Here is an 11,850-nt window from a genome sequence, read left to right on the forward strand (position 1 = left end):
AGGGTCCAGTCCCGGAAATCAGTCTCAAAACAATTGCGTTGAACAAAAAAGGTAATTTATAACTGCAACATTGCCAATTGTACAGAATTATAAATTTGAATTTGCTCATTTCATCGGGAATTATCCTATCGACAGATCAGCTGACTGGGTTTGAAAAAGGAGATTGGGCCAGTTCCACCTCAAACGCCAGCACCGCTTTAACTTCCTTTGTAATGTCAGCAATCCGGCGTCCCAGGCGCGTCAACGCCAAAAGGATACTGAACCATCCAGCAGTACCGGCGGCCAGCCGGATCACAACGCCCTTGAAAATAGCGGTCAAATGACCCAAAATTCTGCAGGCAGCTTTAAAACATCTGGATTCCAACCTTAGTTGCCTGAGAACCCTGCGGGTTCTTGTGGGGTCTCCCCTGGAATTGGCGATGGCCTTCATGTCAAAATCCTTGTCATGAAATATCAGCATGTGTTCAGGCCTTGACGCAGGGAATATCTGCTGCCGGAAAAAAACAACGCCTCTGTGAACAATTTCAAACGCTTTTCTTACAAGTTGGAAATGAATGCTGGCCCGTCGGGAAATATACCGGGCTAAATTTTTTAAAGTAGAGGTCACTTTTGAAAACAGTTTTTTGATGCCTTGAAAAATCCAGCGGGTAACCCTTTTTATCCCATCCCAGATACTGGTGGCCACCTCTTTAATCTTTGCCATTAAATCCTGTTTCTGGCGGATCGAAAATGAACAGACCTGGTCTACAATATTCGGATCGACCGATTCCGGCTTAGCATCAACCCCGTTTTCAAGCATAATAAGCCGGGTAAAAAAGGAAGGTGTTATTTTCTTTCGCCCCGCGGCCTTGGGTCTTTGTTTCTCGGGCTGCTGCATCCAGAATTCTTCCAGCGCCCGCGACAGACCAAGACTTCTCTGTTTTTTATCATTGCTTTGGCGTTTTTTCAGTCTGACCAGAGGATTCCCGACATTTACATCAAATCCCACCAGCCAGAGTTCTATTCTGGCAATTGCCTCGATAAACGGCTTGCTCTCAGCAGCATTTACAATTTCAGGATGGGTTGCAATGCCTTTGATGAGGTCATCCTGAGAAAATAAAGGTCCCATCGTTTCAAGAGAAATTTCTGGATCAAGGCGTTCCTTTGTTAATCCCAATTGCCAGGCCATCTCAAGAAACTTATCCAGCGCCTGTTTGAAGTGAGGGTTGGTATGAATTGAAATATCAGTGTTATGCATTAGTTTTTCCGACCAGCTAAAAAAGCCTAGAACATAGAGCCGCAGATATACGGCGCGCAGCAAAGCGGGGCTGCCAAATCCCATTGGGTTTGTTGGCATGAGAACCTGCCAGGCGCCGGGGTTCTGTTCCTCCTCAAAACTGACCAGTTGCTGGAGACAATTCCAGGTCAACGGTCCTGCCCATTTATCCCGCTTCAACCCCGCATCTGTTTGAAAATGACCCAGTGCATTTCTAACGTAGGGGTCCATTTTTGATTTAGACCGGTTTTTAGTTGTATCCCGAAGATATCCCAGATCAATAAGCCGGGAGACCAATGCGATAATATAGGCTTTTGAACTGGCCAGATTAAAATCCTGTGTCTGCTCAATTTTCAGACCGGGATCCGGCAGGTATCCTTTTTGTGACGTCTGGTCCAGGGCTGACCCCAAGTCGTCGAATATGGCCGTGGGATCAGCCACTGATCTTTCCCACGGCAGTTTTGATCCCTTCCTTAAACAGGTCTACCATGGCCTGACGATTACTCCTTGCCGCTTCCACCAAACCATTGTGGGCATCCATTTCTTCCTGGGAGATCTCTTTATCGTAGAAGACCTGGGTATCCCCATCCAGTTCACTTTTTGTGCAGGCGGTAATCCTGAATTCTGCATCAGCGGCGGCCCCTTTTATTATGGTGGCAAAATTAATGGGGTGTGCCTTATCCGCTGTCACCGTTATCCGCCCCTTATAAGAGACCACCTCCAGCGAGGCCATGTCCTCTGCTGCTTTTCCGATTTTTTCAAACGCAGTTTTAAATGCACTCATCATTTTCTCCTTTATTTTTTGGGGGTGAATATTTGAATTTTTTCACGAATGACTGACAATACGGTGCGAGACGCGTCTAAAAAGCAAACGCCATTGAAATGGATGGTTTGATCTAAATGGATCTGATCAGGGACTTTTGAAATGGCCTGGGCTAAAATGTCGGAAGCAAAAAGGCGGATGCGGCCCGGGTGAATTCTGCCCCTATAAACCTTGAGATCAAACCCATTCATCTTCCGGGCCTGCTTCTCTTTATCAAGCAGGGCAATGACAGCTTGTTTAAAATTCATGGGATATATACTCCAAAAAAATTTATCAGCCGCGATCAAGGCGATTAATCAAGGTTGTATTTTTGTTTATCCTTGTCGAACCAAGTTAACACAAAGCTGAGTGGTCGAAAGATTTATGCCGACACTGTTGTGAGTCCCTCAGCAGCAACCGATCCACTCAGGCGAATTGTTAACAGTTTATTTCTTTTTTAACCGTTCTTTTGGCCACTGATTCTTAACATTTTTCTCTCCAGTATAATAGGGCACTTTTGATCCTTTTTGAAAAATGTCCATTGCAGGCAGGATATTAATTTTTTCTGAATCAGGATATTCACACACATCAATATTCGCTTTTGTACACAGATCTATGTAGCGTAGTTTGTCATCGCTGTGATTGTAAAGTTGATGTGCACCAGAAGACCCTTCTTCAAAAAAAATAATGTCTCCTTTTGATATTGTCTGATAGCCTTCAGGAGAACGTAAGGTGCCTGTCCCTTCTAAAATCACAAAAAGTTCTTCGGCATTTCGATGAAAGTGATAAGGGTAAGAAAACTTACCAGGCAATAACGATTTTATATCAAAATGCAAATACTTTGATTTGGATATTTCGCCTAATGGCCGACTCGCTTCCCAAGAAAAATCAGGAATTGGTGATTTATTTTTTTTAAATTCTATTTCAGAAATTTTGTGTATCAACGGCATTTATTTGTCCTTTTTTTAACAGAACGTTTAACTCAATTAGCGAATCCTTTTGCGGTCAGCTGGAGCGCCTGGGTTTCCCTATTTGTATGTTATGATTTTCTAACTAAAAGCGGTTTATCAATCATCCGTTTATCAGTGTAAGGCTGTGGCAATCATCAGCGGGTGATGTTAATTTCGGTGGGATATCGTTCAGATTACTTGTTCCGATGGTGCAAAAAGATACGATCAATTTAGTTTTTTTAATTCATTCACAATCATTCCCAGATCAGGGCGAAGGTTGATATCCCCTACATGAATAAACCGGAGGATCCCTTTTTTATCAATCAGAAAAATGGCCCGCTCAGACACGCCATCGGTTCTTAAGACACCATAGGTGCTGCTGACCGATCCATGGGGCCAGAAGTCCGACAAAACATCAAACCAGAGTCCGCCCATTTCCCGGGTCCAGGCAAAAAGGGTGGGCAGGTTGTCAACACTGATACCAATCAGGCTGGTGTCATATTGGTCGAACAAGCCTTTTGCAATGTTATATCCTGGCCATTGATCCGAGCAGACCGGGGTCCAGGCAGCAGGAATAAAGGTCAGCATGACGTTCTTTTCTCCAAGGAAACTGCTCAATCGAACCGGTTTGCCCGAGAGGGAGGGCAGGGTAAAATCAGGGGCTTTTTCACCGATTTTTACGGTTAACCGGCTGTCCACGGGTTTTAATTGTCCCGGGTTATAGAGTCTGTTTCCATAGACTGCAGACCCGGCAATGGCGGATTCACTAAATCCGATCAAAAAAATAAGGATACCTGCTATAATTATACGGATATCATTCATGGCTGTTTTTTAACCCGGAGTCTTTTAAAAGTGTTTCAAGAAATTTTTCAGGATCAGAGACCTCTCCGGATTGAGAATAAAAAATCGTATATTCACAATCTCCCTTTAGGGCCAAACCAAAAAAATGGGGGGTTCGAACCTCCCCGATTTTTTTATGGATGGAGAAGTCAGTGTCACTGAAAAGAGGGAATTTAATGGTATATTTTTCTTTGAAAAAATCAACTTCAAAATCGGAATTGCCGGCACCGATACCGATCAACTTGACTTTTTCCCTTAGCGAACGGTTGTTTTGAATCAGATCAAACAAGGTGTTCACGTTGGCTGCCTCACGCTGGCAGACGGGACAATACATGGAAAAAATTTCAATGATCACGATCTCGGCTTTGATCTGTCCCAGGGAAAACCGGTCATCCCTGGTCAGCCCCAAATAGGTTTTGTGGTCCGCATTTTTCGGGGCAGAAAGGGTGAAATCAAGCGGTTTCTCCTTGTCCGTGCACCCCCCCTGCCCGGGAAGACAAAGGTTCCCAAAGAACAGAAAACAGATAAGCACCAGGGGGTGCAATCGTTTTTTTAACAAAAAGTCATTCAATAGAATCCTCATTGGTCAGTGCTCCTGAATCAATATATCCTTTTTCCCTGGCTTTTATGTCAAGGTGAAGGGTTGTTATCTGTTCAAGTCTTGGATAAAATGCGCGGTCCATTTGTCTCAAATCAACGACTTTTATATAATGATGGCAATGGTCGCACAGGTTTACCCGGTATTCTTTTTCTTCATCCGTGAAAAAATAATGCTGCAGTTCCGGGTCATTGTTCCCACAAAAGGCACATCCTATCCGTTTTGTTGCCCATTCATGGGCGCAAAAACAGCATTTTAAATGGCGTTTGCCTTCTGAATCCAGAAATGCCATATCCGGATGATGGCCGCAGATGGGGCAGTATCCTTTTCCCAGCTCCGGCATACCGGTCAGATAGGGGGTAAGCTGTTCTGAGCAAACCTGGATACTCGGGGCAATACTGGTATACCCCAAAAAGACAAGGTCGTTTTCAGGCACATTCAAGCGTTTGGCCAGATCCTGCAGGACTGCGTCCTGGTTATCACGGATCGCTGAAAAAAGCGCTTCCAGATCAAACGATGATGAAGATGTGGCTGTTTTAAGGCAACGGGCGCTGGATGACAGTTTCGGTGCAAATTTAATCGCCAGATCGCAGATCGTATCAAATAATCGACCGGCTGCTGTTACGTCAATTAAAAATTCGGATGGATCAATTAAAGGCAGGTTGTTTTTTTGTTTTATCCGGAGCAGATCCGGTTCAATCACGATAGGGGACAATACAATGTCCTGCCGGCTTTGTTCCTGGGCAAGAAAAACCTTGTCATAGAAATCAAGAATAGGTTCATAAGTGGGTCTGATTTTTTTAATCCGGTCAGAAGACTGTTTCAATTGTTCTAGGGTTATCATGTCCGTATCCTTGGGGAAAAGGCCCGGGAGATCCGTCTTAAAGGTCTCCCGGGCAAATAGATGATCTTAACCGCTTATACCTTCAACAATTTGGCAAAAGGTCCCATCATTTTACGAAGGGCCACACCACGGCTCAAACCGCCCCTGTCCGCACTGGCCACGGCATATTCCGAATAAAGTTTCGGGTCAAACGCGACCAGATAGATCACATTCACCTCATTCGGGTCCAACAGCATGGCTTTTGGAAATTTTTGTCTGACTTTTTCAAGGCGTTTGTTTGCAGAGGCCAGTATCTCATCCCGGTCACCGAATGTCATTGCACCGGTGGGGCAGGCAGTGACACAGGCGGGTTTCAGGCCGTTGCGAACCCGGTCATTGCACATATCACATTTCCCAAGGGTGCCGTCTGCAGCTTTCCTGGGAATGTTATAGGGGCATGATCCAATGATCTCATCAGCGTCAAGCTGTTTGGTGTTCCGGGTATATAAAATTGCACCGGTGGCAGGATCGCGATAGATGGCTGTCTCGTCAAATGCGGTTTCAAGACAGGGCGCATCCACACAATGCCGACACTGATCCGGGAAAAACAACCACTCAAGTCGGCCGTTAATCATTTCTTCAGTCATCCGGACAAGCTTGTAGGTGGAAAAAGAAAGATCCGGGGGATTTTGAAAGCTTCCCATGTTTTTCGTCGTTTCCGCAGGCAGGTCATGCCATTGCTTGCAGGCAACCTGGCATGCTCTACAGGCCGTACAGATACTGGTATCGATAAATATTGATTTAGACATGTCGTCATCACCTCCCTTAAAGCTTTGTTACATTGACCATGAAGGCCTTGGTTTCCGGAATCCGGGTATTGGGGTCTCCGGCCGGTGGTGTCAGAAGGTTGGCACTCTCTTCTGTTCCGGTGGAAGGCCAGCGCCAGCCATAATGCCAGGGAATGCCCACCTGGTGTACGGTGGAATATCCAATGGTAAAGGGTTTAAATCGTTTGGTGACCATGGCGGTGCACTCAACACTTGCCCTGGCACTGGAAACATTTACCCGCTCACCATTTTTAATTCCCCGGAGTTTGGCCAGTTCTTCGCTCATTTCCACAAACATATTGGGTTGCAGTTCCATGAGCCATTCCTGGGGTCGGGTCATGAGGCCTGTCTGCCAATGCTCTGAAACACGATAAGTGGTCCCCACAAACGGGAATCGTGGGTCACAGGTGGCATGGGAATCTGCCTTTGTACTGTACACTGCTGCCGTGGGGCTGATCATCCGGGAACTGAAATAGTTCTTTTCCACTGGACATTCAAGGGGTTCATAATGTTCCGGGAAAGGACCATCAGCCCTTCCGGGGCCAAAGATTTGCCCATGCCCGTGTTTCTGCATGATAAAGGGCTGTTTTGCATCTGCTCGTTTGGACCCGTCCGGATTTTCGAGGGGATACCATCCACCATCCGGCACATCTCCCAGCCATTTATTGGAAACATATTTGCCGCCGACTTCCTTACCGGCAAATTTGATGACCCAGTCTTTCTCATCCCAGGGACGGCCTTTGGGATCCACCGATGCCCTGTTGTAGATGATTCTTCGGTTGACCGGCCAGCACCATGCAAATTCCGGGTAGAGACCGATGTTGTTGGCAGCATCCTTCTGGCTTCTTCTGGCAGCCATGTTGCCTTTTTCCGTATAGGAGTTACAATAGAGCCAGTTGCCTGAAGAGGTAGATCCGTCCGCCTGGAGAAAGGCAAAGCTGGGGACCAGGGTGCCTTTTTTGTAGAGTTTGTCTTTGATGGTAATGTCTCGTGTGAAATACCCGTTAATTTCTTTGGCCGCTTTATGGGGATCATAAACGCCATTGGTGTCATAATCCCATTTTAAATTAACAATGGGCTCTTTAAAGACACCGCTGGAAGTCTTGTAGGCCTCTTTGATGCGATGACCCAGTTCCATGATGATGTCTCCGTCAGGGCGGCTGTCACCCAGGGGCTTGGGCCCTTGATAGCGCCATTGCATCCAGCGGCCGGAATTGGTGATACTGCCTTCTTTTTCAACAGAAACAGCTGCCGGAAGCATGAAAACTTCGGTTTTGATCTTTGAGGCATCCGTACCGGGTCCTTTCCAGAAAGAACCGGTCTCATTGTCAAAGAGGTTGACGTTGACCATCCAGTCCAGATTTTCCATGGCTTTCCTGATTTTTGAGGCATTTGATCCGGAACAGGCCGGGTTCTGTCCCCAGGCGAAAAAGCCCTTGATCTCCTCCTTATACATGGCATCAAACAGATCAAACCAGGAATATACGCCGTTGTCATCCACTTTGGGCAGCCAATTGTATCCAAACTGGTTGGATGGAGTGGCGGCCTCGCCAAAGAAAGATTTAAGAAGGCTCACAGAATATTTGGGATAATTGCTCCACCAGTTGGCAGACAAGGGATCATTGGTTTTGGGGGTCCATTTGGCATTGTATGCGTCAAGGCTGTCATTGGACGCCCGGGGGGTTTTAAGGTAACCCGGCCAGATATGCCATAACAGACAATGGTCCGTAGACCCCTGAACATTGGATTCCCCCCTGAGTGCGTTTACACCGCCGCCGGCCATTCCCATGTTGCCCAGCAGCAGCTGGATCATGGCCATGGTACGAATATTCTGGGTCCCCACCGTATGCTGGGTCCATCCCATGGCATACATGATGGTACCGGCTTTGTCGCGTTTTCCGGTTGCGGCATAGGTTTTGTAGACGGTCAACAGATCTTCTTTCGGGGTTCCGGTCACCTTGGAAACCGTATCCAGATCATACCGCTTGTAATGGGTCTTCAGGAGCTGGAACACACATTGTTCGTGGGTCAGGGTCCTGTCCATTTTGGGAACCCCTTTGTCATCCATTTCAAAGGCCCATTTGGATTTGTCATAACTTCCCAAGGATGGCCCTTCTTCGTTTTTCTGATAACCGGAAAAGAGACCGTCTTCAAATCCATATGATTTTCCCACGATAAACGGTGCATTGGTGTAGGCTGCCGTATATTCTTTATTGTAAAGGTCATTGTCTAAAATGTATTTAATCATGCCGCCCAGAAAGGCAATATCGGTTCCGGATCTTAAAGCGGTGTAGATATCGGCCTTTGAAGAGGTCCGTGTGAATCTCGGGTCTACATTGATCAGTTTTGCCCCTTTGTCCATGGCCTGGGTAACATACTTAAAGGAGATGGGGTGGTTTTCAGCGGCATTGCTGCCCATGATGAGAATACAGTCGCTGTTTTTAATATCGATCCAGTGGTTTGTCATTGCGCCGCGTCCAAACGACTCTGCCAGAGCCGCTACCGTTGCACTATGTCAGATCCTGGCCTGATGTTCGATATAGACCAGCCCCAGAGATCGCATCAAGCTCTGATAGATCCAGCATTCCTCATTGTCCATGGCAGCGGATCCCAAAGAGGCAATACGGGTGGTCCGGTTGACGGTCTGGCCCTTTGCATTGGTTTTTTCAAAGGTCATATCCCGGGTTTTTTTGACTCGGTCGGTAATCTTTTCAAGGGCCCAGTCCCAGGAAACCGTCTGCCATTTGTCCGAGTAAGGTGCCCTGTACATGGGTTCGGTCAGACGGTTTTCATTTTCCGTGAGTTGTTTGAGTGCAGACCCTTTGGAACACAGGGAACCCCGGTTAATGACGTGGTCAGGGTCTCCTTCAATGTTGATGACCCTGCCGTCCCCCCGTTTGCTGGTATGGACAATGGCACCACATCCCACTGCACAATAGCAGCAGATGGTCGTGGTTTCCTTGGCATACTGGGTTTTCAGCATGCTGGCATGGGATTTGACCTGTGACAGGTCAAATCCCAAACCGCTAACGGCAACACCGGCAGCCGTGGCACCTGAAATTTTGATAAAGTCTCTTCTGTTGAGTTCCATCGAAAAACCCCTCCTTGGCGAATGAGTAAGATTAAAATGAGTTGTTGTTATTTCATCAGACTTTAAAAACCACTCGATTTTTAAAAAGGAGTGCCCGTGAAAGGCGATTAAAAAAAGAGTACTTTTCACAAAACCCAATGAATCCTCTTTAATTTCTTAAACTCAATACCACAAGGGGGTTACAAAAAGGTTACAAGCCCTTTCATCCCCTGTAAATTACTTTTTGGTGATGTTGTGGAAGCCATTGAAAAATGATAATTTAAACGGACGTGGTGCATTGTTTTGTTCAAAGGAAACGCATATGGAAGAATCAAACATCCGCTGGGCCCATGACATTTTCAACCGATTATCCGTCAACATTGAAACGGTTATTAAAGGTCAGAAAGCCTGTATACGATATATCCTGGCAGGATTTGCCAGTGGCGGGCATATCCTGTTAGAGGATAACCCCGGCACCGGAAAAACAACGCTTGCCAAGGCCCTGGCAAAAAGTATTGATGCCGATTTTAAACGAATCCAGTTTACGCCGGACCTGCTGCCATCCGATATTCTGGGGGTGTCGGTTTTTGATCCGTCTCAAAAGGTATTCACACTTCATAAAGGACCGGTGTTTACCCATATTCTCCTGGCGGATGAAATCAACCGGGCTTCGCCGAGAACCCAGTCTGCCTTGCTGGAATCCATGGCAGAAGGACAGGTGAGTATTGATGGAAACCAGTTAAACCTGGCCGGGCTGTTTTTTGTCATTGCCACCCAGAACCCCATTGAATCCCGGGGGACGTATCCGCTTCCCGAAGCCCAGATGGATCGGTTCGCCATGCAGCTTCAACTGGGATATATCGCCAGGGAGGATGAAGTGGCGGTATTAACCGAACAACGACAAACCCATCCGATTCAGACCCTCACCCCATGTGTAAGTCTGGAAGAGGTTTCAAGACTTCGCCACATGGTCAATCAGGTGTTTATTTCCCGGGAATTAAAGGAATACATGGTTGACCTTGTCACCGCCACCCGGGAAGCGCCGGGGGTTCTGCTGGGTGCGAGTCCCCGGGCATCCATCACGTTAATGCGGACCGCGTCTGCCCTGGCGCTTTTTGATAACCAGGCCTTTGTAACCCCGGACCACATACAGGAGATTGCCGTCAGTGTTATTGCCCACCGGTTGGTGCTGGATTCCCAGTTACGGTTTTCCGGGGTGACCGCCCGGTTTCTGGTGGAAGATATTTTAACGTCCATACCCGTGCCGGTATAGGCCCTTTATGCTGGCACGATTCTTATATGCCGCCTACAAAAGGGGGTATGTCTTCACCCGATGGCGTAAACGGCATGTTACGCCCCCGGGTGTGACCCTGGTGGCCATCAGTGTTTTGGCCGGCATCTTCGGGGTGAATATTTTTAAGACGTCCCTGTACCAGATCATGGCAGCCGGGGTTTCCGTCATGGCAGTTTCTCTTCTGGGAAGTGTGGTGCCATTTCGATTAAAGGTCAGAATTCATCGGATACTGCCGGATTATGCGACATGCGGTGACCCGGTAACCTATGAAATCGACATCACAAATTTATCATCAAAGCCCCAAAAGGGACTGATACTTTATGAAGATATCCAGGACCCGAGGCCGGATTTTGAAACATTGTTGTCTAAACGAGAACCCTTTGAGCATCTCAGAAATGCCTGGGACAAGAACACGTTATATTACAGATGGTTGTGGCTGTTACAAAAGAACCAAAAAGCCCGGTTCCGTCAGGTTTCACTGCCGGATCTGCCGGCCGGTGGAACCACCCGGGTAACCGCTGGTTTCATTCCCAGATATCGGGGATATGTTCATTTCTCAGGCGTTACCTTTGCCCGGCCGGATGTCATGGGGCTGTTCTGCCGGTTGTTTCAGATTAAAAAAGCCCAAACCGTTCTGGTGCTGCCAAAGCGTTATCTGCTTGCCCCCCCGGACCTTTTGTCAACCAGACACTATCATCCCGGTGGAATCCGCCTGGCCTCTTCCATTGGAGATTCTGACGAATTCATGTCTTTACGTCAGTATCGTCCGGGTGATCCCCTGCGCAATATTCACTGGAGAACCTTTGCCAAAACCAATGAACTTGTGATCAAGGAATTTGAAGATGAATATTTTGTAAGGCATGCGTTAATTCTGGACACCTTTTCACCCCCGGGCAATGAGCGAATTTTTGAAGCGGCTGTCAGCATTGCATCTTCCTATATCGCTTCATTGCAGATCCATGAATCCATTCTTGATTTGATGTTTGTGGGCAACCTGAGTTATTCTTTTTCATCGGGCAGGGGGCTTGCCCATTCCGGGAAAATGCTGGAACTCATGGCATGTGTGGAACCGTGTGAGGATAAAACCATTTTTGAACTGGTGCCGGCCTTACAGGCCAGTATAAAAAAAATTTCCTGTTCCATTTGTGTTTTTTTAGGGTGGGATGCCGGTCATAAAAAAATTTATCAGATGTTCAAACAATTCCGGGTAAAGGCGTTTATCATTGTGGTGGCAGTGGATAAACTTAAAATGGAACAAAAAATGGTTCAGGAACTGACCGCCACCGACCGGATAACGGTTGTGGAAATCGGTCAGATCCAGGAAACACTGGGGGCTGAATGAAAGCGCCACCCTTTTTTTTAGGTGCGATCCTTTTGTTTTGGGGGGGGCA

At 47.1% G+C, this 11,850-nt stretch carries 11 protein-coding genes; 2 read left to right on the plus strand and 9 right to left on the minus strand.

All coding sequences use genetic code 11. The features are described 5' to 3' along the window. Positions 1–136: 136 nt before the first annotated feature. The 9 genes from Q1Q15_RS12860 to fdnG form a co-directional block, all read right to left on the minus strand. Positions 137–1,696 carry a peptidoglycan-binding domain-containing protein gene (locus Q1Q15_RS12860; RefSeq protein WP_300460470.1) on the minus strand — a complete coding sequence of 520 codons (1,560 nt, stop codon included), beginning with the start codon at positions 1,694–1,696 and terminating at the stop codon, positions 137–139. Then, on the minus strand, positions 1,689–2,039 hold the full coding sequence (locus Q1Q15_RS12865) for a hypothetical protein (RefSeq protein WP_300460472.1): 351 nt from the start codon (positions 2,037–2,039) through the stop codon (positions 1,689–1,691). Before Q1Q15_RS12865 ends, Q1Q15_RS12860 begins: the two co-directional genes overlap by 8 nt. Before the next feature lie 11 nt (positions 2,040–2,050). Then, positions 2,051–2,326, minus strand: coding sequence for a hypothetical protein (locus Q1Q15_RS12870; protein ID WP_300460475.1), 276 nt, complete (start codon positions 2,324–2,326; stop codon positions 2,051–2,053). Positions 2,327–2,503: 177 nt separating this feature from the next. Further along, positions 2,504–3,007, minus strand: a complete 504-nt coding sequence (locus Q1Q15_RS12875; RefSeq protein WP_300460477.1) for a cupin domain-containing protein — start codon at positions 3,005–3,007, stop codon at positions 2,504–2,506. A 225-nt stretch (positions 3,008–3,232) separates the two neighbouring features. Then, entirely contained in the window at positions 3,233–3,829 is a 597-nt protein-coding gene (locus Q1Q15_RS12880; protein WP_300460479.1) for a peroxiredoxin, read from the minus strand. Next, positions 3,822–4,430, minus strand: coding sequence for a redoxin domain-containing protein (locus Q1Q15_RS12885; protein ID WP_300460481.1), 609 nt, complete (start codon positions 4,428–4,430; stop codon positions 3,822–3,824). The genes Q1Q15_RS12880 and Q1Q15_RS12885 overlap by 8 nt, the downstream gene beginning before the upstream one ends. Next, complete coding sequence (locus Q1Q15_RS12890) at positions 4,411–5,289, minus strand: formate dehydrogenase accessory protein FdhE (RefSeq protein WP_300460483.1); 879 nt, start codon at positions 5,287–5,289, stop codon at positions 4,411–4,413. The genes Q1Q15_RS12885 and Q1Q15_RS12890 overlap by 20 nt, the downstream gene beginning before the upstream one ends. Positions 5,290–5,363: 74 nt before the next feature. Then, a complete protein-coding gene (locus tag Q1Q15_RS12895; protein WP_300460486.1) occupies positions 5,364–6,077 on the minus strand; it encodes a 4Fe-4S dicluster domain-containing protein in 714 nt (237 codons plus the stop codon). 16 nt (positions 6,078–6,093) lie between these two features. Then, positions 6,094–9,186 carry a formate dehydrogenase-N subunit alpha gene (fdnG, locus tag Q1Q15_RS12900; protein WP_300460489.1) on the minus strand — a complete coding sequence of 1,031 codons (3,093 nt, stop codon included), beginning with the start codon at positions 9,184–9,186 and terminating at the stop codon, positions 6,094–6,096. Positions 9,187–9,487: 301 nt separating this feature from the next. Between fdnG and Q1Q15_RS12905 the strand changes: the two genes are divergently transcribed. Further along, positions 9,488–10,438, plus strand: coding sequence for a MoxR family ATPase (locus Q1Q15_RS12905; protein WP_300460491.1), 951 nt, complete (start codon positions 9,488–9,490; stop codon positions 10,436–10,438). A 7-nt stretch (positions 10,439–10,445) separates the two neighbouring features. Next, positions 10,446–11,801: a DUF58 domain-containing protein gene (locus tag Q1Q15_RS12910; protein WP_300460493.1), complete on the plus strand. Its 1,356-nt coding sequence runs from the start codon at positions 10,446–10,448 to the stop codon at positions 11,799–11,801. Positions 11,802–11,850: the final 49 nt, after the last annotated feature.

Source organism: Desulfobacula sp. (genome assembly GCF_030145145.1).
In the GTDB taxonomy this organism is placed as follows: Bacteria; Desulfobacterota; Desulfobacteria; order Desulfobacterales; family Desulfobacteraceae; genus Desulfobacula.